At 46.6% G+C, this 24,537-nt stretch carries 29 protein-coding genes; 10 read left to right on the top strand and 19 right to left on the bottom strand.

Annotated elements, in window-relative coordinates:
* The first annotated feature begins 9 nt into the window (after window positions 1–9).
* Window positions 10–858 carry a DMT family transporter gene (locus tag AC5SLM_RS10185; RefSeq protein ID WP_495250843.1) on the top strand — a complete coding sequence of 283 codons (849 nt, stop codon included), beginning with the start codon at window positions 10–12 and terminating at the stop codon, window positions 856–858.
* Here the strand turns inward: AC5SLM_RS10185 and AC5SLM_RS10180 are convergent.
* Genes AC5SLM_RS10180 through AC5SLM_RS10165 form a run of 4 tightly spaced genes read right to left on the bottom strand, consistent with a single transcriptional unit; the run spans window position 845 to window position 3,971 of the window.
* On the bottom strand, window positions 845–1,687 hold the full coding sequence (locus tag AC5SLM_RS10180; protein ID WP_495250842.1) for a CvfB family protein: 843 nt from the start codon (window positions 1,685–1,687) through the stop codon (window positions 845–847). The genes AC5SLM_RS10185 and AC5SLM_RS10180 overlap by 14 nt on opposite strands.
* Window positions 1,684–2,415, bottom strand: a complete 732-nt coding sequence (fliP, locus tag AC5SLM_RS10175) for a flagellar type III secretion system pore protein FliP (protein WP_495250867.1) — start codon at window positions 2,413–2,415, stop codon at window positions 1,684–1,686. Before fliP ends, AC5SLM_RS10180 begins: the two co-directional genes overlap by 4 nt.
* Window positions 2,416–2,417: 2 nt before the next feature.
* Window positions 2,418–3,197: a flagellar motor protein MotB gene (locus AC5SLM_RS10170; protein ID WP_495250841.1), complete on the bottom strand. Its 780-nt coding sequence runs from the start codon at window positions 3,195–3,197 to the stop codon at window positions 2,418–2,420.
* Between the two features lie 9 nt (window positions 3,198–3,206).
* Window positions 3,207–3,971 carry a motility protein A gene (locus tag AC5SLM_RS10165; protein WP_495250840.1) on the bottom strand — a complete coding sequence of 255 codons (765 nt, stop codon included), beginning with the start codon at window positions 3,969–3,971 and terminating at the stop codon, window positions 3,207–3,209.
* 188 nt (window positions 3,972–4,159) lie between these two features.
* Between AC5SLM_RS10165 and glmU the strand changes: the two genes are divergently transcribed.
* From glmU to truA, 7 genes are read left to right on the top strand one after another with little or no spacing between them, the layout of a single operon-like run.
* Window positions 4,160–5,458 (top strand): bifunctional UDP-N-acetylglucosamine diphosphorylase/glucosamine-1-phosphate N-acetyltransferase GlmU, encoded by a 1,299-nt coding sequence (gene glmU, locus AC5SLM_RS10160; protein ID WP_495250839.1) that lies wholly within the window; start codon window positions 4,160–4,162, stop codon window positions 5,456–5,458.
* 2 nt (window positions 5,459–5,460) lie between these two features.
* On the top strand, window positions 5,461–6,648 hold the full coding sequence (gene coaBC / locus AC5SLM_RS10155; RefSeq protein ID WP_495250838.1) for a bifunctional phosphopantothenoylcysteine decarboxylase/phosphopantothenate--cysteine ligase CoaBC: 1,188 nt from the start codon (window positions 5,461–5,463) through the stop codon (window positions 6,646–6,648).
* Window positions 6,648–7,373, top strand: a complete 726-nt coding sequence (locus AC5SLM_RS10150; RefSeq protein ID WP_495250837.1) for a hypothetical protein — start codon at window positions 6,648–6,650, stop codon at window positions 7,371–7,373. The genes coaBC and AC5SLM_RS10150 overlap by 1 nt, the downstream gene beginning before the upstream one ends.
* 3 nt (window positions 7,374–7,376) lie before the next feature.
* Window positions 7,377–8,048 (top strand): polyprenyl diphosphate synthase, encoded by a 672-nt coding sequence (uppS, locus tag AC5SLM_RS10145; RefSeq protein ID WP_495250836.1) that lies wholly within the window; start codon window positions 7,377–7,379, stop codon window positions 8,046–8,048.
* A 1-nt stretch (window position 8,049) separates the two neighbouring features.
* On the top strand, window positions 8,050–8,775 hold the full coding sequence (locus AC5SLM_RS10140) for a prepilin peptidase (protein ID WP_495250835.1): 726 nt from the start codon (window positions 8,050–8,052) through the stop codon (window positions 8,773–8,775).
* Window positions 8,768–9,802 carry an LptF/LptG family permease gene (locus tag AC5SLM_RS10135; protein ID WP_495250834.1) on the top strand — a complete coding sequence of 345 codons (1,035 nt, stop codon included), beginning with the start codon at window positions 8,768–8,770 and terminating at the stop codon, window positions 9,800–9,802. Before AC5SLM_RS10140 ends, AC5SLM_RS10135 begins: the two co-directional genes overlap by 8 nt.
* Before the next feature lies 1 nt (window position 9,803).
* Window positions 9,804–10,532 (top strand): tRNA pseudouridine(38-40) synthase TruA, encoded by a 729-nt coding sequence (gene truA / locus AC5SLM_RS10130; RefSeq protein WP_495250833.1) that lies wholly within the window; start codon window positions 9,804–9,806, stop codon window positions 10,530–10,532.
* On the opposite strand, the gene AC5SLM_RS10125 is transcribed toward truA, so the two are convergent.
* From AC5SLM_RS10125 to AC5SLM_RS10055, 15 genes are all read right to left on the bottom strand, one after another.
* Window positions 10,526–11,596, bottom strand: coding sequence for a glycoside hydrolase family 3 protein (locus AC5SLM_RS10125; protein WP_495250832.1), 1,071 nt, complete (start codon window positions 11,594–11,596; stop codon window positions 10,526–10,528). The two genes, truA and AC5SLM_RS10125, sit on opposite strands and share 7 nt — an antisense overlap.
* Window positions 11,593–12,486, bottom strand: coding sequence for an NAD(P)H-dependent glycerol-3-phosphate dehydrogenase (locus tag AC5SLM_RS10120; protein ID WP_495250831.1), 894 nt, complete (start codon window positions 12,484–12,486; stop codon window positions 11,593–11,595). Before AC5SLM_RS10120 ends, AC5SLM_RS10125 begins: the two co-directional genes overlap by 4 nt.
* 3 nt (window positions 12,487–12,489) lie before the next feature.
* Entirely contained in the window at window positions 12,490–13,917 is a 1,428-nt protein-coding gene (gene gatB, locus AC5SLM_RS10115) for an Asp-tRNA(Asn)/Glu-tRNA(Gln) amidotransferase subunit GatB (protein WP_495250830.1), read from the bottom strand.
* An 8-nt stretch (window positions 13,918–13,925) separates the two neighbouring features.
* Window positions 13,926–14,486, bottom strand: a complete 561-nt coding sequence (locus AC5SLM_RS10110; RefSeq protein WP_495250829.1) for a thiamine phosphate synthase — start codon at window positions 14,484–14,486, stop codon at window positions 13,926–13,928.
* The gene (locus AC5SLM_RS10105; protein ID WP_495250828.1) at window positions 14,461–14,745 is read right to left on the bottom strand and encodes a hypothetical protein; all 285 of its coding nucleotides are present in this window, start codon (window positions 14,743–14,745) and stop codon (window positions 14,461–14,463) included. Before AC5SLM_RS10105 ends, AC5SLM_RS10110 begins: the two co-directional genes overlap by 26 nt.
* 8 nt (window positions 14,746–14,753) lie before the next feature.
* Window positions 14,754–15,434, bottom strand: a complete 681-nt coding sequence (locus AC5SLM_RS10100; protein WP_495250827.1) for a F0F1 ATP synthase subunit A — start codon at window positions 15,432–15,434, stop codon at window positions 14,754–14,756.
* A gap of 82 nt (window positions 15,435–15,516) precedes the next feature.
* Window positions 15,517–16,266, bottom strand: a complete 750-nt coding sequence (locus AC5SLM_RS10095; protein ID WP_495250826.1) for a TIGR02757 family protein — start codon at window positions 16,264–16,266, stop codon at window positions 15,517–15,519.
* Window positions 16,250–17,047: an ABC transporter permease gene (locus tag AC5SLM_RS10090; protein ID WP_495250866.1), complete on the bottom strand. Its 798-nt coding sequence runs from the start codon at window positions 17,045–17,047 to the stop codon at window positions 16,250–16,252. Before AC5SLM_RS10090 ends, AC5SLM_RS10095 begins: the two co-directional genes overlap by 17 nt.
* A 12-nt stretch (window positions 17,048–17,059) precedes the next feature.
* Complete coding sequence (gene flgK, locus AC5SLM_RS10085) at window positions 17,060–18,913, bottom strand: flagellar hook-associated protein FlgK (protein ID WP_495250825.1); 1,854 nt, start codon at window positions 18,911–18,913, stop codon at window positions 17,060–17,062.
* A gap of 2 nt (window positions 18,914–18,915) precedes the next feature.
* Window positions 18,916–19,344, bottom strand: a complete 429-nt coding sequence (locus AC5SLM_RS10080) for a hypothetical protein (RefSeq protein WP_495250824.1) — start codon at window positions 19,342–19,344, stop codon at window positions 18,916–18,918.
* Between the two features lie 30 nt (window positions 19,345–19,374).
* On the bottom strand, window positions 19,375–19,572 hold the full coding sequence (locus AC5SLM_RS10075; RefSeq protein WP_495250823.1) for a flagellar biosynthesis anti-sigma factor FlgM: 198 nt from the start codon (window positions 19,570–19,572) through the stop codon (window positions 19,375–19,377).
* Window positions 19,573–19,631: 59 nt separating this feature from the next.
* Complete coding sequence (locus AC5SLM_RS10070) at window positions 19,632–19,919, bottom strand: rod-binding protein (protein ID WP_495250822.1); 288 nt, start codon at window positions 19,917–19,919, stop codon at window positions 19,632–19,634.
* Window positions 19,919–20,971 (bottom strand): flagellar basal body P-ring protein FlgI, encoded by a 1,053-nt coding sequence (locus AC5SLM_RS10065; protein ID WP_495250821.1) that lies wholly within the window; start codon window positions 20,969–20,971, stop codon window positions 19,919–19,921. Before AC5SLM_RS10065 ends, AC5SLM_RS10070 begins: the two co-directional genes overlap by 1 nt.
* A 55-nt stretch (window positions 20,972–21,026) precedes the next feature.
* On the bottom strand, window positions 21,027–21,602 hold the full coding sequence (rsmD, locus tag AC5SLM_RS10060; protein ID WP_495250820.1) for a 16S rRNA (guanine(966)-N(2))-methyltransferase RsmD: 576 nt from the start codon (window positions 21,600–21,602) through the stop codon (window positions 21,027–21,029).
* On the bottom strand, window positions 21,592–21,957 hold the full coding sequence (locus AC5SLM_RS10055; RefSeq protein WP_495250819.1) for a hypothetical protein: 366 nt from the start codon (window positions 21,955–21,957) through the stop codon (window positions 21,592–21,594). Before AC5SLM_RS10055 ends, rsmD begins: the two co-directional genes overlap by 11 nt.
* A gap of 338 nt (window positions 21,958–22,295) precedes the next feature.
* On the opposite strand from AC5SLM_RS10055, the gene AC5SLM_RS10050 reads away from it, so the two are divergent.
* Both AC5SLM_RS10050 and AC5SLM_RS10045 read left to right on the top strand, forming a co-directional pair.
* Window positions 22,296–23,315: an amino acid ABC transporter substrate-binding protein gene (locus AC5SLM_RS10050; protein ID WP_495250818.1), complete on the top strand. Its 1,020-nt coding sequence runs from the start codon at window positions 22,296–22,298 to the stop codon at window positions 23,313–23,315.
* A gap of 66 nt (window positions 23,316–23,381) precedes the next feature.
* Window positions 23,382–24,536: an amino acid ABC transporter permease gene (locus AC5SLM_RS10045; protein WP_495250817.1), complete on the top strand. Its 1,155-nt coding sequence runs from the start codon at window positions 23,382–23,384 to the stop codon at window positions 24,534–24,536.
* Window position 24,537: the final 1 nt, after the last annotated feature.

Here is a 24,537-nt window from a genome sequence, read left to right as displayed (position 1 = left end):
AGGAAAAAAATGCGTCAAGAAACCAAAGGCTTACTCATTACCCTCGCAGGCGTGGCACTAATGAGTGCTGAGGCACCGCTCATTCGCCTTGCCAACGCACCAGGAGTGGTTGTTGGGGTCTATTTTGGCCTTTTTGTTTTACTCTCCACACAACTCATCTTGCTTTCTCAAGGCGTCAAGACATGGAAACAAAGCTTAAGCGCACAACCCCAAGGTGCCCTTTTGGCGGGACTTTGCATGGGTGTGGGCAATTACTGTTTTGTGATGGCTGTTTCCCTCACAGGTATCGCTAACACGGTTTTAATCCTCGCCAGCGCACCCGTGGTGAGTGCACTCATCGCCCTTGTACTCTTAAAAGAACCCACGCCTTTGCGTATTTATGTGGCTGCTTTTTTTGTTTTTATTGGATTGTACATCATCCTTTCAGACGACTTGGGTACGGGGGATTTTCAAGGCAACCTCTATGCCATGGGTGCTGTGGTGTGCATGTCTTTTTTGTTTGTCACCCTCTCGCGTTATAAAAAAGCGAGTAGAGTAGCTTTTGTCTCTTTTGGCGGGTTTTTTATGGCGCTTTTTTGCGGACTCAGTTTTTCTTTTGAAATCTCTTTGTACGGGCTTTTGTTTGTGGCCCTCATGGGGCTTTTTGTCACCCCGTTTTCACGCATTTTGATTGGAACAGGCACACAGTATCTCATCCCTGCACATATGGGATTATTGATGATTACGGAGAGTCTTTTGGCGCCTTTTTGGGGATGGTGGTGGCTGGGTGAAATTCCCACCCACGCCACATTTTTAGGAGGCGCTATCATTCTTAGCGCCATTACGCTCAACTCTCTAGCAACCCTTAGGCCCCGATAAAGCGCATTCCTTCATCACTGAGGCTAATCACCCCTTCGGCTTGGAGTTGTGTCAATGCACGCTTGTAGGCTTTTTTACTGAGGCCAAAATGGGCATACACCTCTTCGGGTGAAGCCTTGTAGGCAAAAGGAAGCGCGTAGCCATTGCTGCGCAAAACGTTGAGGATTTTCTCTTTAGCAAACCCATCTCCATCTTCCAAAGGACGCAAAGAAAGGGTTATCTTGCCATCCATCCGTACTTCTTTGATGTACCCTTTGGTGCGTTGCCCTACATGTAAAGGTTCAAACACTTCATTATGAAAGAGCATTCCCGTGAAACGGTTGTTAATAATAGCCTTAAATCCAAGGGGCGTGGAGGCAAGAATAAACAACGCTACCTCGTCCCCTGTGGCAAAATCTGGGCGGCGGGTGGTGAGAAACTTGCCAAATTTTTCCACGCCAATGAGGCGGTTGGTTTGCTCGTCCAAACTCACCCGAATGACCCGTTTTTGGCCAACCTTAAAGGGTGTTTTTTGAAATTTTACGGGTACAAATAACTCTTTTGGTAAGCCCCAATCGCAAAAGGCACCAAAGGAGGTAACATCTTTAACTTCCAAGAGGGCAAATTCCCCCAAACGCGCCTCAGGCATACGCGTTGAAGCAACCAGCCTGTCTTCGGAGTCTGTGTAGACAAACACGTCTAGGGTTTGACCTATCTCCATCGTGATGGAAACATAAGCATTAGGAAGTAAAACCTCTTCCCCATCACCCGCTTTTAAATACAACCCAGGATCACTTTTTCGCTCAATCATGAGCTGATTTATACGGCCTATCTGCAAGGTTTGTGTCACCTGAAACTCTCCACTAAATTTCCAACGAGTAAATTCCAGCCATCCACCAACACGAAGATAAGCAACTTAAAGGGCATCGAAATCATCACAGGGGGCAACATCATCATCCCCATACTCATAAGCACAGAACTCACCACCATGTCAATTACCAAAAAGGGTAAATAGAGCAAAAAACCTATCTCAAACGCCGTTTTTAGCTCGCTAATCATAAACGCAGGGACGGCTACGGTCAAGGGCACATCTTGGACAGTGGCAGGGTTTTCAAGGTTACGAATCCGAAAGAAAAGGGCTAAGTCTTTTTCTCTTGTGTTACGAATCATAAATTCCTTGAAAGGTTCAATACCCAAGGCAAAGGCATCTTGGTAGCCAATTTCTTCCGCGAGATAGGGTTTTACCGCTACCTCATAAGATTGTTTTGCAATGGGCTCCATGATAAAAAAAGTTAAAATCAGCGCCAGCGAAATGACCACCGTGTTGGGTGGCATTTGTTGGGTGCCGATGGCTTGGCGCAAAAAGGAAAAAACGATAACAAGGCGTAAAAAACTCGTCATCATAAAAACCAACGAGGGCGCTAGGGCGAGAATGGTTAAAACAATGAGAACATTAAGGCTTGTAACGAGCTGTTCAGGGGAACTGGGTGCGCTTAGGCTAAGGTTGACCGTAGGGATGGTCACCGTCTCGTCCACGCCTAACAACGAGGCGCTGAGGAGAAAAATCCCAAAAAGAATTCTCACTGCGCACCTTGTTGGTCAAGCACACTTTGTTGGGCTGCGCCTTTGTTGTCTTTGTTAAGAGAGTAAAAATGCAAGTCGACACGTCTGTTTTTAGCGCGCCCCTCTACCGTTGCATTGGATGCCAAAGGCTCATAGGAGGATTTTCCCGAAGCCACTACCCGTTCGGGTTTAATGTTGTTTTGAAGCAATTCTTTAATCACACTGACCGCGCGGGCGGAGGAGAGCTCCCAATTGTCCCTAAAGGGGCTATCTTGTGCAGGAGGGGTGTTGTCTGTGTGACCCCTTGCATTGATGTGCAAATCTTCGGGGAGCTGTTGCACCACCATGGCGATGCGCTTTAAAAACAAAATAGCATCGTCATTGTCAATGGCCGCAGAACCTGGCCGAAACAATAAATTAGAAGGCAAACGAATAATAAAACCATCTTCAGATTCTTCCAGGGTCACCTCGGGCGAACCTGTTGCTTTGAGCATTTCATTGACATCTGTAATGGTACGCGCAAGGGTTTTGACCATTTGGGTAGTCTCTTCTTGCTGTTCAATGGGGGTGGCTTGTTGTTGCCGTTCGCGACTGATTTCTGTTTTCGTACCTCCCTCAAGAACGCTCAACGCGCCCGCAAGAGAGCCGATGGCCTCTTGTACTTTTTTGGCATCCATGGTGGACATGGAAAGCAAAAGCACAAAAAAGCACAGCAACAAAGACATCAAGTCGCCAAAGGCTGCTAGCCAGTTTGGCAAGCATTTAGGACACTTGCAAGGGTCTTTTTTCTTAGCCATAATTACTGCTTACTCAAACTGACTCGTACGTTCATTGGGGGGCAAGAAAGAGAGCAACTTGGCTTCAAGGGTACGGGGGTTGTCTCCCGCTTGAATGGCCATAATGCCTTGCAAGATGAGCGTTTTCGCCAAGGTTTCATCGCTATCTCGGATGAGCAAAATACTGTTCACAGGAGCGCCAACAATGTTACCAATCATCGCCCCATACATCGTGGTAAGCAAGGCTACCGCCATCGCAGGGCCAATAGCAGAAGGGTCTGCCATGTTCAAAAGCATCGCTACAAGGCCGATGAGCGTACCAATCATCCCCATAGAACCCGCAAATCCTGCCATGCGGTCAAAAATATCGGCGTTGCTTTTGTGACGTGCACTGGTTTGTTCCATCTCAATCTCAAGCAAATCGCGGATATTGTCAGGCTCGTTGCCATCTACCGCCATGGAAAGGCCTTTGCGCAAAAAGGCATTGGATTCATTGTTGGCATCATTTTCTAAGGCCAAGATACCATCCCGTCGCGCTTTTGTGGAGTAATCTACCATTTTTTTAATCAATTCTGGAACATTTTCTTGAGGAGGTTTGATCGCAATCATAAAGATTTTGACCATGTTTTTCATCTGCTCCATCTTAAAGCCAGTGAGCAGCGCACCTGTTGTACCGCCAAATACGATGAGAATAGAAGGAACATCGATATAAGGACCTACCCCTACACCCATAGCCATTGCGCCTGCTAAAAGTGCCAGCGTCATGACTAACCCAACAACCGTTCCCAAATCCATGCGTTTACGCCCCTTGTGAAAGATGCGGATATTCTAGTTGCTTTTGGGTTAAAGATTGGTTAAAGAACCTTTAAGTCTCTACAAATACGCTCAAAGCATTCCTTACATGTAAGGAAATAGGTGAGACTAGCTTAATCCGCTTCTCACCTATTTTTGATACAATACCCTTTTTTAATAAGGACGCTCCCATGAATCTTTCTGTTGTCATCATGGCTGCAGGGTTTGGCACACGCATGAAGTCTTCTTTGCCAAAGGTTTTACACCCCATTAGCGGTCATCCGATGCTCTACCACATCCTTTGCGAAGCCAAAACATTAAGCGATGATATTCACGTGGTGCTCTACCACGAGCACGAAGCTATTCAAACTGCTATGGCCTCGTATTTTGAAGGTATCACCTTTACCTTGCAAGACCATGCCAACTTCCCCGGCACGGGCGGGGCCATCAAAGCCGCGCAGCCCAAACACGACACCGTGCTTGTCTTAAACGGCGACATGCCGTTGGTGGAAGCACGCACACTCGCTCCCTTATTAAACCACGACGCAGCTATTGTCATGAGCGTCTTTGAAGCGCGCAATCCCTTTGGGTATGGCAGGGTTGTTGTGGACGCTTCTTCTAATGTCACCCGCATCGTCGAAGAAAAAGATGCCTCCGCGGAAGAAAAATCCCTCCGCACGGTTAATGCGGGCGTGTACGTGTTTCAAAAAAAGTTTTTAGAAAACGCCCTGCCCAACCTGCGCAATACGAACGCACAAAACGAGTATTACCTCACCGACCTCGTGGAAATCGCCACCAAGCAAGGCGAAAAAGTCAAGGCAGTCATGGTGGACGAGCAGGCGTTTATGGGGGTTAATTCCAAACTTCACCTTGCTCAAGCCGAAACCGCCATGCAACAGCGCTTAAGGGAAAAATGGATGGAACAAGGGGTGAGCATGCGCCTTCCTGAAACCATTTTTCTTGACGCTAGAGCACGCTTTGAGGGGGAGTGTTTTCTTGAAAATGGCGTCAGTATTTTGGGGGATTCAACCATTATCAGCTCATCCATCAAAGCCAACAGCGTTGTGGAGTCTAGCACCATTGAGCGCTCTCACGTAGGCCCTTTGGCGCGGATTCGCCCCCATTGCCACATCCAAGATTCTCACCTTGGCAACTTCGTGGAAGTGAAAAACTCCACCCTCAAAGGCGTTAAAGCAGGGCATCTTAGTTACCTTGGAGATGCAAGCATTGATGAGGGTACCAATGTGGGGTGCGGGACGATTACATGTAACTATGATGGCAAAGCCAAACACCGCACGCAGATTGGGAAAAATGTTTTCATCGGCAGCGACACGCAACTCATCGCTCCTGTTACCATTGAAGATGATGTGCTTATCGCCGCAGGTTCGACCATCACGCAAAATGTTCCCACAGGAGCACTGGCCATTAGCCGCGCCAAACTCTCCATTAAAGCGGGTTTTTTCCACCGTTTTTTCCCCACAAAGCAGTAACCATGGAACACCTTTTAGCCTCACGACGGATTTTACTGGGCGTCACAGGAAGCATCGCTGCTTATAAAAGCGTTGAACTTGCCCGCTTGCTCATCAAAGCCGGAGCCAGTGTACGCGTCATCATGAGCGAAGAAGCCAAACGTTTTGTCACACCTTTAACCTTTGAAGCCATCACAGGCGAGCGGGTTTTACACGCAAAAAGCGAAGATTGGACAAGCCAAGACAACCACATCCACGTCCACCGTTGGGCGGAGCTTTTTTGCATCGCTCCAGCCACGGCCAACACCCTAAACAAACTCTCCCACGGCATTGCCGATGGATTGTTACTGCAAACGGCTCTGGCGTGCCCTCACCCTCTTGTTTTAGCACCTGCGGCCAACACACAGATGATAGAACACCCCGCCACGCAAGTTTCCATCAAATTGTTGCGCCAACGGGGAGCGTGTATTGTCGAGCCTATCGCCAAACTCCTTGCGTGTCAAACCCATGGCAAAGGTGCTATGGCAGAACCTGAGAGCGTGTTTTACTGCATCGCGCAAACCCTTTTGCGCACCCCTGCTCTTTTGGGAAAAAAGGTTCTTGTTACAGGCGGAGGTACCACCGAAGCCCTTGATGCCGTGCGGTGCCTTAGCAACCATTCGAGTGGAAAAATGGCCGAAGCCCTCGCCTTGGCTCTTTTTTTAAAAGGGGCTACGCCAACCTTACTCACCAGTGCTCCTCCCCACGCCCCGCACCTTCCTTTTGCCCGTCTTTCTTACACCGATACCGCTTCGCTAAAGCGCACGCTTTTTGAACTTATTCCCTCCCACGAAACCCTCATGATGGCAGCAGCGGTGAGTGATTATCTGCCCAAAAAGTCTTTTGAGGGAAAGGCAAAAAAAAGCGACCTAGGTGCTTCGTGGAACTTAGAATTAGTGGAAAACGAAGATATTCTCACCCAAGCAGCAGCAACGGGCATACGCTGCATTGGCTTCAAGGCGGAAACAGATGCCCTAAATGCCCATGCCCATGCACGTGCGATGTTAAAAGCCAAGGGACTTGATGCGGTGTGTTTAAACATTTTAAACGACACACTCACCTTTGGAAGCGACACCACCCAATTGCACCTCCTTACGCCACACAAAGAGATTACCTTTGCGCCACTTGGCAAACTTGAAGCGGCATTGGAGCTTATTGAGGCGTGCTTTTAATGGGTCTTGCCCAATCGCTCACCCACGCCATCAAGGCACACCATACCATTCGCTTTAACGCCGCCCTTCCCATTAGCATCGAGGTGCTTGAAAAAGTGGGGCACGGACGGTATCGGCTCAAGGTGGGGCACAAAGAGATGACCACAAGGAGCCACAAGGAACTCGGTGTCTCACAGCGTTATTGGGGAAATTTTAGCGAATCCAAAGAAGGCATCTTGACCATCAGCCATTTACGCCTCAAGCCCCGTGTGCTCCAATCAGACGGCGGGCTACTGGAGATGGATTCTTTTGATTTTTTAGAAATGCTTTTGGAGGCAAAAACGCCTTCCCTGGTCTTAAAGCAGTGGCTGTTGCATGAACTCTACCTTGCCCAAGACAAATCCCTCTTCCACACCCTTGGCTCCATGCTTTTAGCCCTTCATGAGGGCATTGTGCACCTGCCTTTAAAAATACAAGAGCGGCAATTTCTCATTCAATGGAAAGAAAATAAGAATTTAAACGACTCTTTGGTAGACTTCTACCTTGCTTATGAAAACCTTGGAGCCCTCAGAGGAACACTCAACGTGATGAAACGTACCCTTACCCTTGAAACACTGTTTGAGCGCACCGCTACTTTTTTAGCACACCATACCCAAGCCCTGCCCTTTGCGCTTACACTACGCTCCAACGAGACCCTCACGCCCTTATGGGAAGGCACCCACGCATTGCTTGATGTGAAAGGGTAGCCCATGAATACACTTTCTCATCTTGCCATCATCATGGACGGCAACGGACGTTGGGCAAAGGCACAAGGCTTACCGCGCGCCAAAGGACACGAAAAAGGTGCTTTGGTGGTGCGAGAAGTCACAACCTATGCGGCCAAAGCGGGTGTGCACATGCTCACATTGTATGCTTTTAGTACGGAAAATTGGAAACGCCCCCAAACGGAAGTGGATTTTTTGATGAAGTTGTTGGCAAAATTTTTAAAGCAAGAACTTCCCACCCTTTTGGAACACAACATACGTTTTGAGGTTATGGGAGACATGCATCCTTTTTCTCCTTCCCTTAAAAAAGCCATCATGCACACCAAAACAGCCACCGCCAAGAACACAGGACTCACGCAAGTCTTGGCGCTTAATTACGGCGGATGGGATGAAATCGCCCGCGCGGCACAACGCCTAGCTAGCACCCACACACCCATTACGCCCGATACCCTTGAAGCGGCGCTTGATAACCCTACTCCTGTGGACTTACTCATTCGCACAGGAGGTGAAATGCGGTTATCTAATTTTTTATTGTGGCAAGCAGCGTATGCAGAATTGCGCTTCACGTCCACCTTGTGGCCTGCCTTTACATGTAAAGAATTAGAAGAACTTATAGCCTCTTACATGCAAGCAGACCGACGTTTTGGAGGGCTTTAATATGGTGGTTGGCCTAATGGGATTATTGGGATTGTGCGTGGGGTCGTTTTTAAACGTCGCCATCTACCGCCTCCCTTTGGCGCAAAGCGTGGTATTGCCAAGCTCCCATTGCCTTACATGTAAGACCCCTTTGCGATGGTATCACAACATCCCCCTTTTGTCCTGGCTGTGCCTTCGGGGTAAATGCGCTACATGTAAAGCTCCCATTAGCATCCAATACCCTCTCATGGAACTCGCATGTGGCGGGATTTTTGTACTTGTGGCACTTTGGGAACCTTGGGCTGAAGCGCTAATACTGGGCTTTTGTTTTGCTTTATTATTAGCCCTTTCGGTGATTGATTTTCGCTACAAAGCGGTTCCTGATGCTTTGAGTTTTCCCGCCCTTGGGCTTGCTTTTTTAAGCGGAGATGTCCTTCTTTCCTTAGAACACGGGCTTTTGTTTGCCGGTGGCTTTGCGTTGTTGCGCATGGGAGTTTCAACCCTTTCCAAAAAAGAAGCCATGGGAGAAGCCGACATTCTCATCGCTAGCATCATAGGAGCCGTCCTTGGTATCAACTTAGGACTTGTGGCTATTTACATAGCGGCAGTGTTAGCGCTTTTTGCTTTTTACCTCTTTTCCAAAAAAGACACAGCCTTGCCCTTCATCCCTTTTTTGGCCTTGGGGCTTTTTATCACTTATCTGCTCCAAACCCCCTTAACTAGGCTCATTGAGGTTTACTATGGATAGAATCAACCGTTATTTTTTAGGCCACTTTTTTTCCCTGTTTGGCTCCTTATTTGCCACACTTTTTTTCATCATGTCTATTGTTTTTTTCATTCAGATTGCGCGGGTCACTTCCGTCATCGAAATCACTTTTTTAGAACTTGGCAAACTCTATCTTTTTATGCTTCCTCAAATCTTGCTTTTCACTATCCCCATCTCTTTTTTTATTGCTTTGGGCCTCACCCTGTTTAAGCTTTCCCGCGAGAATGAAACCATTGTGCTCTTCACATTGGGTTATTCCCCCAAGAAAATTGCACGCTTTTTTTTCCTTCTTGCCACCCTCACCTCACTTCTTTTGTTGGCAAACGCCCTTGTTTTACTCCCCATTGCAGGGCAGTTAAACAAAAATTTTGTTGATTACAAACGCACCAATGCCAAGCTGACCCTCAAAGCAGCCGAATTTGGCCAACGGTTTTCAGATTGGCTTGTGTTTATTGAATCAAAGCATGAAAAAGAAGGTGGGGACGAATACGAACAAGTTGTCATGTATGCCACAAAAAGCCCGCAAAACAATGAACGCCTTTTGCTTGCCGAAGGAGGAAGGATTGCCAACACCCAAGGGGAACTTGTTCTTTCTTTGGAAAAAGGACGCGGGTATGAATTTGCCCCTTCTCGCATGCATGAACTCATTTTTGATGAAATGTTTCTCCAAACCTACGGAAGCGGCTCTCTTACCGAGGTTGTCTCGCTGGTTGAATACTGGAAAGAGGCCAAGACCAATAAACGCCGTGCCGAAGGGCTCTCTTTAGATATTCTCATCGCACTTTTCCCCATGGCAACCGCACTTTTTGCCTTAAGTTTTGGCATTGTTACTTACCGTTACCAAAAACGGGGGATTTACGGGGCCACTTTTCTGGTACTTTTTACCTATTTTGCCCTCATTATGCTTGTCAATAAAACCTTGCCACTTTTAAGCATTCCTTTGATTTTTGGACTTTTTTTGGTTGTTTCTTGGCTTTATTTTCAGCGAAAGATTGTACGAAGATACTAAGATGCGTGCGTTTTTTACTCTTGCCTATGATGGGTCGCGTTTTGGTGGGTTTCAACAACAAGCCCACGACACCAACACGGTGATGCACTGCCTCATTACCGCTTTGCGCAAGCTCAATATCTTTGCCACACCTGCGGGTGCGGGGCGCACAGACAAAGGGGTGCACGCCCTTGGGCAAGTGGTACACGTAGACTTGCCGCCCCACTGGCATGCTCTCACACACTTGCAATCTGCGCTCAATCGCCATCTTTCCCCCTACGCTTACATCACGAAAATCACCCTTCACAGTGACGCCATGCACGCGCGCTATAGCGCCAAGGCAAGGCAATACCGCTACGTGCTTGACCACGGTCCTTTTTCTCCATTTTTAGCCCCCTACCGCCTCTTTGAGCCCCAGCCTCTCTCTCTTGAACGCACCAACGAAGCGTTGGCGTGTTTTATAGGCACCCATGATTTTACCTTGTTTAAAAAAGTAGGAAGCCCCACTACCCACAACATTCGCCTCTTATTTGATGCACGGGTGTATGCCCATAAACATCTGAGTGTGTTTTCCTTTCGAGGAAGTGGGTTTTTGCGCTCGCAGGTACGGATGATGATTGGGGCGGCCCTTGCGCATGAGAGAGGGAGTTTGTCTTTGGAGGATTTACGGGCACAACTTGCCAATAAACGCCAAGTCTTCACAAAACCCGTGCCGCCAAACGGGCTTTATTTAACGCGCATCTATTACTGAGGGTAAAAAGGTTTTTTAAAGGCCAAAATACGCGAGTACGCTGCTTCAAGGGTTTGTAATTCAATCTCACCACGGCCTAGTGCCTCTAGTACAATAACGTGTATCCGTTTAGGCACGGGCACACCTTGGATATAAAAATCCGAAACAATGATGATGTCCACCCCCGCATTAATACTATGAATAATGCGTTCTTCAAAAGAAAAGTTATGGGAAACACCTTTCATAAGCATATCATCGCTAATCACCACGCCTTTAAATCCCATACGTTCGCGCAAGAGGTCATTAACCAAAATCTTTGACAAAGAGGCAGGAAAATCTGGGTCAAAACGGCGCAAATAAACGTGCGCTACCATGATGCTTTGGGCTTTACCCAGTTGAATAAAATCATAATACGGCCGCAACTCATCAAAGCTCCACGTGTGCGTAACATCGGTTAGGACAAGGTGGGAATCACTCACCGCACTTCCGTGCCCTGGAAAATGCTTTAAGGAAGTGGCAACATTTTCACCCTCAAAGGCTTCCACAAAGGCTTGAGCATACACACTTGTGGTGGTGGCATAGGGGCTAAAACTCCGCCCAATTTTTCCAATGATGGGGGAATTAGGATTTTCAAGGTCCACCACAGGGGCGAGATTGTAGTTAATACCATGGGCTTTAAGCTCTTGCGCCATACTCTGGTACAAAGTAGCCGCCGCTTCAAGGCTCATCTCCATCGCCACTTCTTTGGCTGAAGGGGAAGCGTTAAATCCATTGGTGGTATTTAAACGCGCGACCCTTCCCCCTTCTTGGTCCACGGCAATCAACAAAGGCACTGATGCGTGCGATTGGAGCGTGTGGGTGAGGGTTTTGAGCTGTTGGGAACTTGCGATATTGCGTCCTAACAAAAGCACCCCGCCAACACTTCCCTCTTCTACCGCCTTGGACACAGGAGCTAATTGTGCGTTTTCTTGGCCTTCAAACCCCACCATCACCATTTGTCCTACCATGGTCTCCACCGAAGGAGAAGCCAAAGCAAGGGAGGCAAAAAGGCCGCACAAAAGGCTTACATGTAAAGAAAATTTCATGCGGATTGGCTCAATAAATCACGTAAACTTTCAAGGGGTGATTTGCCTTCAAGCATGCGCGCTACTTCCTTGGCGATAGGTGTGTAAATCCCATATTGGAGGCTCATGGAGACAATCGCTTTGGCGGTGTAAACCCCCTCGGCCACCTCGCCTAATTCTTCTAAAATCTGCGTAAGAGGTCTTTGGCGCGCTAGTCCTAATCCAACACGGTAGTTGCGCGAAAGCGTGCTTGAAGCCGTCAAAAACAGGTCTCCTGCACCGCTGAGTCCTAAAAAAGAAGATTCTTTGGCGCCAAAATGTGCCCCAAAGCGCGCCATCTCCACAAGCCCTCTAGCAATCAAACTTGCCCTTGCGTTATTGCCAAGCTCCAAGCCATCGCAAATACCACTGGCAATGGCAATGACATTTTTATACGCCCCACTTACTTCTGCACCGACCACGTCGTCGTTTGTGTAGGTTTTAATAAATGCGGGAAAAAGTTTTTCATAGGTTTTGGCAAGGGACGAAGAAGAGGAGCTAATCACCAGCGCCGTAGGCAGTGAGCGCATTACTTCGGCTGCAAAGGAGGGGCCTGAGAGAAAAGCGAGGCGGTCTGTTGAGAGATGTTTGGAAAAAATCTCATTCAAAAACAGATGCTCTGCTACATCAATCCCCTTCGCCGCCACTAAAATACTTTGCCCCTTATCCACAAAGTGCGCCTCTAGCCACACGCTTGCTACTTGGGCTGGCAAGGCAAACACGAGCAGCGAATGGGCTAAAACCGTCTCAAGGGAAGCAAAGCCTTCTATCTCCTTTGGTGTGCGCGAATACAAGCGGCTTTCGTGGTTTCTTGAAAAGGCAAAGTGCAGTGCTTGCCCCCACTTTCCTCCCCCAATAACACCGACGTTCACAGGCTAACCATTGAGTCTTGTTCGCAAAAGTTCGTTGACTTTTGCAGGGTTTGCAGTGCCCTTGCTAGCTTTCATGGTTTGCCCCACAAAAAAGCCAAAGAGTTGCTCTTTGCCGCCTTTGTATTGTGCTACCTTGTCCCCATTGGCTGCGATAATGGCATCAATAATCTCTAAAATCGCCCCATCATCACTCACTTGCATTAAGCCTAGCGTTTCAATGGCCGCGTCCACACCAACAGCATGGTCCATCAGATAGTCCAACACCTCTTTGGCTGCCTTGCCGCTAATGGTACCATCCTCAATGCGTTTAACCAGCGCACCAAGCTTGCACGCATCCACAGGAGAAGTTTCAATGCTAAGCCCATGGTTTAGTCGCGCCAAAAGCTCTACGGTAAGCCATGTCACCGAAGTTTTTGCCCCCGCGCCTTCTTTGACCATCGCTTCAAAATAATGGGCCATTTCCACTGAGCCTGTAATGACTGCGGCATCGTATTCTTTGATGCCGTATTCTTTTACTAAGCGTGCTTTTTTCCCATCAGGAAGCTCGGGAATCTTGCGGCATTCTTCCATCATGGCATCAGGAATGATTACTGGCAACAAATCAGGGTCTGGAAAATAGCGATACTCTGCGCTATCTTCCTTGCCACGCATGCTCCGTGTCACTCCTGTTTGCGTATCAAAGAGGCGGGTCTCTTGCACCACTTCGCGCGCATACAGCCCATCTTCCCACGCTTCGCGCTGTCTGGCCGCTTCAAATTCAATCGCTTTTTGGATAAATTTAAACGAGTTCAGGTTTTTGATTTCCACGCGTGTGTAGAGTTTCGTGTCGCCCTTGGGGCGAATGGAGACGTTCGCGTCACACCGAAAACTCCCCTCTTGCATGTTGGCATCACTGATGTCAAGGTAGCGCAAGATGGCATGAAGTTTTTTCAAATACATCACCGCTTCTTCACTACTGCGCAAATCTGGCTCACTGACAATCTCAAGCAAAGGCGTTCCGGCACGGTTTAAGTCTACATGGCTTTCGTTGCCGTGGTGAATGTTTTTCCCTGCGTCTTCTTCCAAGTGCGCACGTGTTACGCCGATGCGTTTTTGGGTGCCATCTTCAAAATCTAAAAAAATCTCCCCTTTTTCCACAATAGGAATCTCAAACTGGCTAATCTGATAGCCCTTGGGAAGGTCGGGGTAAAAGTAATTTTTTCGGTTAAAAATAGAAGTTTTATTGACCGTAGCATTCACGGCCGTTCCAAAACTGATGGATTTTTTTACGGCTTCTTTATTAAGCACAGGAAGGGCACCTGGAAGGCCTAAGCACACGGTACATACGTTGGTGTTGGGGGCATCTCCAAAACGCGTCGAACACGCGCAAAAGATTTTTGTTTTTGTGTTAAGCTGAGCGTGAACCTCAAGCCCAATAACGGTTTCAAACATGGGTTGCCTTAGCGTGGATTACAAAAGTATCGAATGGAGGCAAATCCGGATGCGCCCGCTTGCTTGCACAAGCGAATTTGCGCATCGGTGATAATGCCACCAAGTGCGAATACGTCGAGGCTTAGTATACCGATTATTTCTTTTAGTTTCTCTAAACCAACGGCGGGGCCTTTGCCAGGCGTAGGAAAAATAGGACTAAAGGTAATCGCGTCTGCCCCTTCTTTTTGCGCAATTAATGCCTCTTCTTGGGTGTGTGTACTCACCATAACATATAACCCATTTTCTTTTGCCTGCCCAATGCGATGTGCCAAAGGAAAAGGGAGATGAACCCCGTCTGCCTCTAAAGCAAGCGCCAAGTCAACATCGCTGTGTAACACAGCCTTTACCCCATAAGAGCGAACGAAAGGTACAAACACACTCGCTAGCGCAGCATACTCTGGGGTGCTTTTATCACGTAAACACGCATGGGTTGGGAGATGGCGCATAAAAACTCCCGCAAGAATTTTGCGTAACACCACGGGGTCTTGGGAATAAAAATGAGGATCAGTGATGAGATAAGAAGCGAACATCTAATTTAGCATCGATGGATTCAAGAAGTTCGGTGTGGCGCTTCATTTCTTCTAGCTTTTGTTTTTGCAATAATGCAATTTCAAAAAAAATCACACACAACAGTCCGGGCAAAGCCGCAACAAAAGAGACAAGCAAGGCGCTTAGGAGTCCGTAGGGGAAGAAGAGGTAAAAACCAACACTAGCCCCCACTAAAGCAAATGCCCAAGAGGCACCTGCTAAGAGTGTGGCCAGTGTATCAAAAAAGGGTTTTGAGGCCAAAGGCGTGCCTAATGGTCCTCACTTATAATCACTGCGCCCGCGAGGTATACGGTGGTGAGCATCATGAAAACAAAGGTTTGGAGCAAGCCCATAACACCAAGAAGGGTATAGGGTGCCAAAGGCGCAATCCAAGGGGCTAACACAAGGATAATGGCCAAGAAAAGGTCATCTCCACGAATACAGCCAAAAAGTCGGAAAGAGAGCGAGACTACCCGTGACATATGGGAGAGAATTTCAACAGGGAACATAATAGGCGCTAGAAAGGGTGATGGCCCCATAAAGTGGGCAAAATATTTCTTTACCCCATTGGTGCGAATACCTTCGTAATTGTAGTAAAGAAAGACGATAATCGCCAAAGCCAACGTGTAGTTAATGTCTGCTGTAGGAGATTCAAAACCTGGAATAATCCCCATCACGTTGGCGATTAGTACCATCAAACCCACCGTAGCAATCATCGGCAAATATTTGCGGGCGAGTTCTTCAGAACCAAAGGTATCACGGCCCATTTTCATTACGCCCATCAAATAGGCTTCCGCTACATTTTGCACCCCGCGTGGTACCAATTGCATTGAAGAAGTTGCTGCGCGAGCAATCAGTAAACATACCACTGCCGTTAAAAATACGTGGAAAATAAATATCCAAGAGTGGTCGTAAGAAACAAACCCAGCAAAGAGAAATAGGTCTTTCATCCAGCACGCCTTTGTGTAAATTTTGGGCTGATTATAGCAGTCGTTTTGTTAAGTTTAGATGAAACTTCTCTCAAAACACCCGCTACAAGCCTCTTTCTTGGCCTAAACGAAACAAAGCAAAGTCATATTTCACGGGATCGTTTTCATCAAATGCTCTTAAGGCACAGGTAAGTTCCTCAACGGCACGAAAATCATAACTCTTTCTTTTTAAAAGCCCCAAAGCATGCGCAACTTTGTAGGTGTGTGTATCAAGGGGCATGAGCAAATCCTTGCGCGCCACCCCATGCCAAAGTCCAAGATCAATAGCGTCTTTGCGCACCATCCACCGCAAATACATCATCCACCGTTTTAGAGGACTTTTGGGCTTACATGTAAAGGGTTTTCCGATTAAAAATTCCACGCCCCTGCTTGGGTGTGTTATGTTTGCATGCAGTGCCCTCATGATGTTAGCAACCCCTTCAATCACACGCTGGGAAGTGTCATACCCTTCTAAAAACAAGGTATTGAGGGAGTTTTCTTGCTTCAAGCGCCACAGGGCAAGCATAAACGCTTCTACGTCAGAGGCACTTTGAAAGCGATAGGGCTTCCAGGTAAAAGCATGCAAGTCTGCCTCACTCTTTACATGTAAGGCATCAAAAGGAAAGGTGGAAAGGTAATTTACAATAGCCCGCGCGTTGCCATAGGCAAACAAGGCGCACACCAAAGCGCTGTATTCGTCTTGGTGTTCTTTAGCAATCCACAAAGGATCAGGAGAGGCGCTAGGAAGGAGTTCGCACGCATTATTGCGCTTTTTCACCTCCGCTTCGAGGTGAGCTTTAAGCGTGAAGTTCATTTTGATTGGTACGAGACTGGAAGTAATCCGAGAGCGTAATTAAAGCGTAAGTCACTCCAAAAATCATCAATCCAGGAAAAAAACTAAGCCACCACGCAATGTCTAACACCTCTTTTCCTTCGGCCAAAATCGTCCCCCAACTCATTTGCGGGGGCATGATGCCAATCCCCAAAAAAGAGAGTCCACTCTCGGCCAAGATGGCACCGCTGACCCCAAAGGTAAAACTGATGAAAAAAATCGGAGCCAACAAGGGAGCGAAGTATTTAAGAATGATTTTCACCGAAGGAACCTTGGCCATCACAAGGATTTTAATAAAAGGTTTTTGCGCAATACCAAAGCTTTCACTGCGAATCAAGCGTGCCATCCCCATCCACCCTGTGATGGAAATCACCACAACCAATACCCACACCGAAGCTTCCACGTAACTTACCAAAGCAAGCAACAAGAAAAAGGTGGGGAAGGTTAAAAACAAATCAATCAAAACAACGATGGTTTTATCGGCTGTTTTCCCCAAAAAACCTGCACTCACCCCAATCATCAAGCCCGCCAAACTTGCAATCAAAGCGCTACCCGTGCCAATCAACAAAGAAACCTGCCCTCCTGCAATCACCCGCGCAAATACATCGCGCCCCAGCCTGTCCGTTCCCATGGGATGGGAAAAAGAAGGGGGCAATAAAATAGCATCTGGCTGTAAGTCCGTGGGGCTGATGGGGTAAATCCAATGTCCCAAAAAAGAGACACAAACAATCACCCCAAGAACAACCACGCTAACAAGAGGCAGACGTCTCACGCGCTATTTTATCCCAAGAAGCACATCGAGCATTTGGTCGATGGCCGTAATCACTTTGGCATTGGCCGAATAGGCAGTTTGAAATTTCATCAAGTCAATCAATTCCTCATCGATACTCACCCCGCTAACGGATTGAAATTCAGAGTAAATCGTGTTATAAAGTGCCTGATTGGTGTCATTGCTTCGCCCAGCGGATTCCGTGTCGGTTGCCACTTTTACCGTCACAAAACGATAAAACCCTTCGATGGTTTCATTGGCGACCGTTCCATTAGCACGAAAAAAAGAAAGTTTATCGTACTGCATTTGCACCATAGCATTGGCTAGCGTATTGTTCCCCTCAACCGGAGCGCTAAAACCTTGAAGCTTGGTTGGATCGGTGATAAATACGTTGTCTACTTTTATATCGGCCGCACTCTCTCCATCAAAAAAACGGCTCATGCCCACCACGCCAGGAAAATTACTGCCATTATCTACAATGGCAATCGTATAGCCAGCTTGTGCATCTGTTGGTGCAAAGCTAAGGGAGCCTTGCTTGGATTCAGGGTCATAGTTGTAATTGGCGAAGAAATAATCGTCCACATCGTTAGTGGCATCGTTGTCTTTGTTATCATCCGTATTGCGGTTAAATTGCCCCACAATACTTTGTGCCGAACCATCATCCATGGTGGTTAAGACGTTGATTTCAATAGTTTTACGCGCTACTTCATTGCCCTGTGCATCGTACACCACTGCTTCAAAAGTGCCGCGTTGAAAGCTATTGTCGTAATTCATCAGTGATGTATTGGGCGTCAACCCTGCCATAGAAGAAGACTCCATGCGTGCTTGGGCACTTTGCGCATAAATATTATTGGTCTGCACAATCAGTGTTTTGGCAAACGTATCCAAATCATCGATATAGCCTTGCAAGGTACCATCCGATGGGTACCCGCCACCACCTGCTTCGATGACACGCCCGCGCAAATCAAGCATCGCCCCTATCTTTCCCCCTTGCAACAATCCCGTCATTTCAATACGCTTACCGTCTTGTTGCTCATGATAAACAGAATAATACGAACTTTCATTGTTGGCATTATCAATCACAATCGGGTGAAAAGTTGTACCATCCACAAAAGAAAATCCTGCAATATTAAGATGATAATCTTTCCCTTGATCTGTTAAATTTACATCAATAACGTTTTCCGTTACCATTTGCCCTTTAAAAACAGAAAAGTCGATTAATCCCGCCATGGTAAGCTCAAGTTGGTCGCGTTGGTCGCGCAAATCATTGGCACGGTTTTGATCCGAACTTTCTACTCTTGAAATCTCGCCGTTAATCTTAGCGATTTGCTCCCCAATGCGATTAAGCTCATCCACATTGGTTTTGAGTTCATCGTTGACAGTATCTTGCAAAGTTCGTATTTGATTTCGTGTGTTTTGGATGTCGGTTGCTAGGCTTTTTGCGCTTTGAATCAGGTTAATCTTTTGCGACCCTTCGCTGGGATTGGAGGCAAAATTGTTCCACGCATCATAATAATTTTTGATGTCATTTTGAATCCCCACATCGTCTAAATCTGGAAAGTAGCGCGCAACTTCTTGCAAACGTTGCTGTGAATAGCTACTGTAGGAGAGAGAATTAGTACTTTGTTTGAGGCGGGCATAAAGAAACTCATCATGAATCCGCGCAATGGTGTCAACTTTTACTCCCGTGCCCACGTCTCCGGGTATTGTTTTTAAAGGAATACTCGCAGAGGTTACGACACGTTGGCGTGTGTAGTAAGGGTTGTTTGCATTGGCGATATTATGGCTTGTTGTTGCAATGGATAAACTGGCCGTGTTAAGCCCAGAAACCCCCGTGTTAAGCGTGCTAAAAAGGCTCATAGCTATGCCCTCACCTTCAGAAGTGACGCGGGCTTTGGAAGGGACTTGTGGTAGCCATCCATCTCGCGGGGAAACATGCTCTCTAGCAAGGAATTGTAAAATTCACCTACAATCACCACGTATTTAGCGTACTCTTTGTTAAGCTTATGCAACGAAGCAAGCTCTTCTTTCATGATGCTTAGCCCGTCTTTTTCTTCTTCGCTCAATACCTCTGAAAGTTCTTTCCCTTGGTTCTCTCCCATCAGCTTTACAAGTTCATTATCAAGAAGGGATTTTTTAGTTTGAAAGGCGTAGATGAGATCACTTTTAAGTTTTGCACGCTCTTGAACACCTTGGTGCCTTGCCTCTTTAATCTCTACAATATCCGCTTGCGTGAGTTGGATGAGGCTTTGGATGTCCTTGGTTGCATTTTGTAAGTAATGGTGTAGCATGATCGTCCTTTACGGGTTAAGGTAAAGAGATCAGCCGAGCAACTCCTCCGCCACAGCCTTGGCTGTTTGTTCGAGGTTAATCGCGTAGGTTCCTTTAGCAATTTGCTCTTTTAAAGCACTTGCTCGGTCCGTCTCTTTGGTTTTTATATCTACTGGTTCGTTTTTGTCGCCGCGTTGCGACACTTGCGACGCAAGCACTGAAGCTTGCGATTGCACCGCTTGAATCATGACACTTCCTTTGTCGTAAAAAATAACTTTCCTACTACATCGGCAGTGCGCCTAATTTGTTAACTTTGTTCCTTTAAAAAATTAAATAACAACTCACTAAACCCAAATGACCCGCTAAAACTCTCACTCATGGTGTCGTTGTACATAGACTGATAAATCTTATCCCCAGGGTCTTTAGGGAAGAGCGTGTTTTCATTTTTTAGGGCGATGTCTAGTACTTGTTTAATAAAAAATGCCTCGAACTTATCTGTTTGTTCTTTTAATCGCGCATCATCTTCCGTCTCAATCTTTACCGAAGGCACTTCATATATGCGAGAAAGGGTGGCAAGACTTGTATCTATATTCATCAGATGACCTCCAATTTTGCGCGAATAGCACCCGCGCGTTTCATGTTTTCCAAGATGGCAATAATCTCTTTGGGTGTTGCGCCCAAGCGGTTAAGCGCTCGGGTGACATTAGCAACGGTTGTACGACCATTTTGCATATTTAAAAGGTTATTATTAGGGCTTAGCGCAACCCCATCTTGCAAATCTACCTGCCCTACTTCTTCGGGATTAAACGCATCCATGGGTCGGATTTTGAGCGTAATTTCACCATGGGTAATAACCACAGGGTCCACTAAAATGTTGATTCCCGCCACCACGGTTCCCGTGCGCTCATCGATGATGATTTTTTCCTCTTTTTCATAGGCAACATACAAGTCTAAGGTCTTGGCTAAAAACTCTACCATGGAGTAATTGTGGGGGCGTTGCATCGTCACTGTTCGTGGGTCAATCGCAATGGCAACCCGCGCATCAAAATGGGTATTGATGCTTTCTTGGATAGCAAGGGCGGTTTTAAAATCAGAATGGTTAAGGCTAAGGTTGACGTTGGATTGGTTGTAAATATCATACACCACTTCCCGCTCCACAATGCCACCACTAAAAATAGCGCCAGAAGTAGCATGGCTAGGTTGTCCCGCGCCACGAATGTTGCGCCCACCAATGCTCACTGAACCTTGGGCAAGGGCGTAGATTTCCCCATCCACTCCCTTAAGCGGCGTAATAAGCAAGGTGCCTCCTTCAAGGGATTTTGCATCCCCAATGGAAGAAACGATGGTGTCCAATGTATCGCCTTGGCGTGCAAAAGGAGGAAGCTTGGCGGTAACAATCACCGCAGCAATGTTTTTTGATTTAATATCATCGGGGTCGATTTTTACGTTTACGGTTTGGAGAAGATTAGAAAGGGATTGCAGGGTAAATTCGGAAGAGGAGCCATCGCCCGTGCCGCTAAGACCCACCACAAGGCCGTAACCGATTAATTGGTTTTCGCGCACGCCAATCACATTGGCAATATCTTTAACGCGATCGGCGTGTAAATGGAAGGAGAGAAAGAGTAACCCAACAAGAATCCGCTTCATTGTTTTCCTTTTTTCGACAGAAGTCGAGAAGAAAAAGCAAGAAGCGTTCCACTCTTTACATGTAATAACTCAAGGCACTCTTTCCAAAGGCTTTGGTTTTTTGAAGGACAAAATCCCCAAGGGTCTGAGGCATCGTTAAAGAATGCATATGTTCAAAAATAAGCATTCTAATGTTGTGGGGTGGGAGGGTTTGAGCCAAGTCAAAACACGCTTGGTATACCTCGTCCATTCCCTCTCGAAAGGCAAAGGGAGGGTCAAAATAAACGTATGCGGGCGCCGTAAGAGAAGCGACAAGTTTGGGCAAAAGTTCAAAAGCGTTTCCTCTTTTACATGTAAAGCGCGTTTTGTCTACACTGGCGCAATTCTCTTCAAGTACCCCAAAAGCTGCCGCGTCCTTTTCGATAAAATACGCATGGTTTGCCCCACGGCTCACCGCTTCAATCCCAATAGAACCGCTTCCGCCAAACACTTCCACAAACACGGCATCGCACAGGTCAAATTGCAAGGTATTAAACAAGGATTCTTTCAAAATACTTTTCGTGCTACGGGTTGTGGAAAGGGAGGGAAGTTTGAGTTTTTTACCACGAAATTTTCCGCCCCCAATGCTTACATGTAAGGCCTTATCCTTCATAATGCTCCCTCACTGCTTGAAGCACGTCTTCTTGGTACTTTGCTGTGATGGCACTCAGTGCTGCTTCGAGTTTGGAAAAATCTTTTGCTACGGGCGCGGCATGGACAAGGGGTTCTTGCTCTATGAGCGCAGTGGTTTTTAAGGAGGTGTAAAAATTTTCCAACGCCAACATTAAAGCGCTTTTAGAAAAAGGGAAAGGCGTATTAATTCCAATGCGAAACAAGGGGGTGCCTAGGGTTGCTTCATGGTCGCAAACCACAAAGTCACACTGCTTCAAGGGCACAATGTGGGGCTTTAAAAAGAGGGAGAGAGCCTTGTCCAACAAGACGGAACGGCAAGAAAGTGCGATTTTCATAAACAGTCCAAAGATAAATTTTCAAAATTGTAGCATAAAACAGTTTTGTGCGTAAAAAATAACCATTTTTTTTCTCCCCGCAGTCTGTTTTATGTTAAAATCACAACGTTCTTGTCACTTATCAAAAACTTATGTTGAACTTACGGTCGGTTCAAAGTGTCACTTTTTTCTCCCTTTGCTTGTTTCTTATGGTAGCAAGGGGGTCAAAATTGCTTTTTTCCCACAGGTTTCACTGGGTTTTTAATGGTGGCTGTATAAATTCTCATTACAATAGGTGACATGGCAACAAGTCCCTTGGGCTTGTGTCACGAATCTAAAACTTACCACGAGGAGTTCGTATGAAGTTGACAAAGTTGGCACTTGCAGCGGTGACTGCATTAAGTGTTGGAAGTTTGAGCGTGCAAGCAGATACGTTTGATGACACGATTAAACAGGGTTTTGTTAAATGTGGTATCGATGGTGGCTTGCCAGGCTTTTCTGAAATTATCTCAGGCGGTCAATACCGCGGTATGGACGTAGACGGTTGTCGCGCAGTTGCTGCGGCTGTTCTTGGAGATGCAACCAAGGTGCGCTACATTGCGCTCAACGCTAAAGAGCGTCTAGCTGCCCTTCAATCTGGTGAAATTGATGTCCTTGTTCGCAACACTACTTGGACACAATCGCGTGACACTTCCTTGGGCCTTAACTTTGTTGGTGTTAACTACTACGACGGCCAAGGCTTTATGGTACGAAAATCTCTTGGTGTTAAAAGCGCCCTTGAGCTTGATGGCGCTTCTGTATGTTTGCAAACAGGAACTACCACAGAACTTAACGTAGCCGATTATTTCCGCGCCAATAACATGAAATACAAAACCGTCTCTTACGACACCAACGACCAAGTGGTTCAAAGCTACGAAGCAGGACGTTGTGACATCCTCACCTCAGACGCTTCACAACTCTACGGACTTCGCACAAAACTCTCCGACCCAGCTGGCCACATCGTTCTTCCTGAAATCATCTCTAAAGAGCCTTTAGGACCAGTGGTACGCCAAGGGGATGACAAGTGGTTTAACATTGTAAAATGGACATTCTTTGCCATGGTTGCTGCTGAAGAATACGGCATCACTAGCAAAAATGCAGACGAACTTAAAACAAAAGCAACGGACCCAGAAGTCAAACGCATCCTAGGTACTGAAGGTCAAATGGGCCAAAATCTTGGTTTAAAACCCGAATGGGCTTACAACATTGTCAAGCAAGTGGGCAACTACGGCGAAGTGTTTGAGCGCAATGTCGGAACAAGCACTCCTTTAAATATTGAGCGCGGTCTAAACGCACAATGGAACAAAGGCGGCTTACAGTACTCTCCTCCTTTTAGATAATCACTTTTTTAGATATTTCGGGCAGGTTAACCCCTGCCCGCGCACTTTACATGTAAAAGGAATTTAATGCTAGCTGCTTTACGAAACGAAAAGGTAAGAGGTTTTCTCTTTCAACTTTTAACTGTCGTAGGCCTCGTTGCTTTTTTGTGGTATATTGGGGTTAACACCCTCAACAATATAGAACAAAGAGGCATCCAAACGGGGTTTGGATTTTTTGAAGGAACGGCAGGATTTGGGATTTATGAATCCCCCATCTCTTTCACCGAAACGGACACCCATGCACGTGTTTTTTTGGTGGGATTACTCAACACACTTATTGTTGGTTTTACGGGCATTTTATTGGCCACTATCCTTGGGATTTTTATCGGGATTTTGCGGCTTTCAAACAACTGGCTTATTCGCAAACTTGCCGCTGCTTACATCGATATTTTCCGCAATATTCCTATTCTTTTGCAAATCTTTTTTTGGTACAACGTTGTTCTTAAATCCCTTCCTAGCCCTCGTCATAGTTTAGAATTTTTTGATACCTTTTTTCTCAATAATCGCGGCTTTTTCATCCCTCAGTTTTCTTGGAATAGCACGACCCTCAGTGTTTTAGTTGGCTTTTTTGTCGCCATTGTTGCTGTATTTTTCATCAACCGATGGGCCAATATTCGCCAAGAAAAAACAGGGGAGATTTTCCCTGTCATCTGGCTTGGTCTTGCCCTTTTTATCCTTGTTCCTATCATCGCATTTTTCATTGGCGGGGCGGATTTTGGGTTTAGTTATCCTGAACTTCGCGGCTTTAACTTCTCAGGCGGAAAATCCATTTCACCCGAATTTTTAGCCCTAACCTTTGCCCTCACCATTTACACGGCCACCTTCATCGCTGAAGCCGTACGTTCAGGCATTGAAGCGGTGGGAAAAGGACAGCGAGAGGCGGCAGATTCGTTAAGTTTGAGCCCTTATCAAACCCTCAAACTTGTTATCTTACCCCAAGCGATTCGCATCTCTATTCCTCCTATCATCAATCAATACCTTAACCTGATTAAAAACTCTTCACTAGCTGCAGCTATTGGGTATCCTGAGATTGTGACGGTTTTTGCCGGAACATCGCTCAACCAAGTAGGACAAGCCATCGAAATCATTGCCATTACGATGCTCGTGTATCTCACCATCAGTTTGCTAGTTTCAGCAATTTTAAACTGGTTTAATCACAAAATGAAAATCAAGGAGCGTTAAG

Source organism: Sulfurospirillum sp. HTRB-L1, assembly GCF_059415125.1.
This window is presented reverse-complemented; position numbering and strand designations above follow the sequence as displayed.

What these genes read in the sequence shown, in the direction of transcription:
- AC5SLM_RS10110 (WP_495250829.1), bottom strand. Translation starts at nt 14,486, where the DNA reads ATGTTCGCTTCTTATCTCATCACTGATCCTCATTTTTATTCCCAAGAC.
- AC5SLM_RS10070 (WP_495250822.1), bottom strand. Translation starts at nt 19,919, where the DNA reads ATGAATATAGATACAAGTCTTGCCACCCTTTCTCGCATATATGAAGTG.
- AC5SLM_RS10170 (WP_495250841.1), bottom strand. Translation starts at nt 3,197, where the DNA reads ATGGCTAAGAAAAAAGACCCTTGCAAGTGTCCTAAATGCTTGCCAAAC.
- truA (WP_495250833.1), top strand. Translation starts at nt 9,804, where the DNA reads ATGCGTGCGTTTTTTACTCTTGCCTATGATGGGTCGCGTTTTGGTGGG.
- AC5SLM_RS10065 (WP_495250821.1), bottom strand. Translation starts at nt 20,971, where the DNA reads ATGAAGCGGATTCTTGTTGGGTTACTCTTTCTCTCCTTCCATTTACAC.
- AC5SLM_RS10055 (WP_495250819.1), bottom strand. Translation starts at nt 21,957, where the DNA reads ATGAAAATCGCACTTTCTTGCCGTTCCGTCTTGTTGGACAAGGCTCTC.
- glmU (WP_495250839.1), top strand. Translation starts at nt 4,160, where the DNA reads ATGAATCTTTCTGTTGTCATCATGGCTGCAGGGTTTGGCACACGCATG.
- uppS (WP_495250836.1), top strand. Translation starts at nt 7,377, where the DNA reads ATGAATACACTTTCTCATCTTGCCATCATCATGGACGGCAACGGACGT.
- AC5SLM_RS10050 (WP_495250818.1), top strand. Translation starts at nt 22,296, where the DNA reads ATGAAGTTGACAAAGTTGGCACTTGCAGCGGTGACTGCATTAAGTGTT.
- AC5SLM_RS10100 (WP_495250827.1), bottom strand. Translation starts at nt 15,434, where the DNA reads ATGAAAGACCTATTTCTCTTTGCTGGGTTTGTTTCTTACGACCACTCT.
- rsmD (WP_495250820.1), bottom strand. Translation starts at nt 21,602, where the DNA reads ATGAAGGATAAGGCCTTACATGTAAGCATTGGGGGCGGAAAATTTCGT.
- AC5SLM_RS10140 (WP_495250835.1), top strand. Translation starts at nt 8,050, where the DNA reads ATGGTGGTTGGCCTAATGGGATTATTGGGATTGTGCGTGGGGTCGTTT.
- AC5SLM_RS10135 (WP_495250834.1), top strand. Translation starts at nt 8,768, where the DNA reads ATGGATAGAATCAACCGTTATTTTTTAGGCCACTTTTTTTCCCTGTTT.
- AC5SLM_RS10185 (WP_495250843.1), top strand. Translation starts at nt 10, where the DNA reads ATGCGTCAAGAAACCAAAGGCTTACTCATTACCCTCGCAGGCGTGGCA.
- AC5SLM_RS10095 (WP_495250826.1), bottom strand. Translation starts at nt 16,266, where the DNA reads ATGAACTTCACGCTTAAAGCTCACCTCGAAGCGGAGGTGAAAAAGCGC.
- AC5SLM_RS10125 (WP_495250832.1), bottom strand. Translation starts at nt 11,596, where the DNA reads ATGAAATTTTCTTTACATGTAAGCCTTTTGTGCGGCCTTTTTGCCTCC.
- AC5SLM_RS10150 (WP_495250837.1), top strand. Translation starts at nt 6,648, where the DNA reads ATGGGTCTTGCCCAATCGCTCACCCACGCCATCAAGGCACACCATACC.
- gatB (WP_495250830.1), bottom strand. Translation starts at nt 13,917, where the DNA reads ATGTTTGAAACCGTTATTGGGCTTGAGGTTCACGCTCAGCTTAACACA.
- AC5SLM_RS10080 (WP_495250824.1), bottom strand. Translation starts at nt 19,344, where the DNA reads ATGCTACACCATTACTTACAAAATGCAACCAAGGACATCCAAAGCCTC.
- AC5SLM_RS10165 (WP_495250840.1), bottom strand. Translation starts at nt 3,971, where the DNA reads ATGGATTTGGGAACGGTTGTTGGGTTAGTCATGACGCTGGCACTTTTA.
- AC5SLM_RS10075 (WP_495250823.1), bottom strand. Translation starts at nt 19,572, where the DNA reads ATGATTCAAGCGGTGCAATCGCAAGCTTCAGTGCTTGCGTCGCAAGTG.
- coaBC (WP_495250838.1), top strand. Translation starts at nt 5,461, where the DNA reads ATGGAACACCTTTTAGCCTCACGACGGATTTTACTGGGCGTCACAGGA.
- AC5SLM_RS10045 (WP_495250817.1), top strand. Translation starts at nt 23,382, where the DNA reads ATGCTAGCTGCTTTACGAAACGAAAAGGTAAGAGGTTTTCTCTTTCAA.
- flgK (WP_495250825.1), bottom strand. Translation starts at nt 18,913, where the DNA reads ATGAGCCTTTTTAGCACGCTTAACACGGGGGTTTCTGGGCTTAACACG.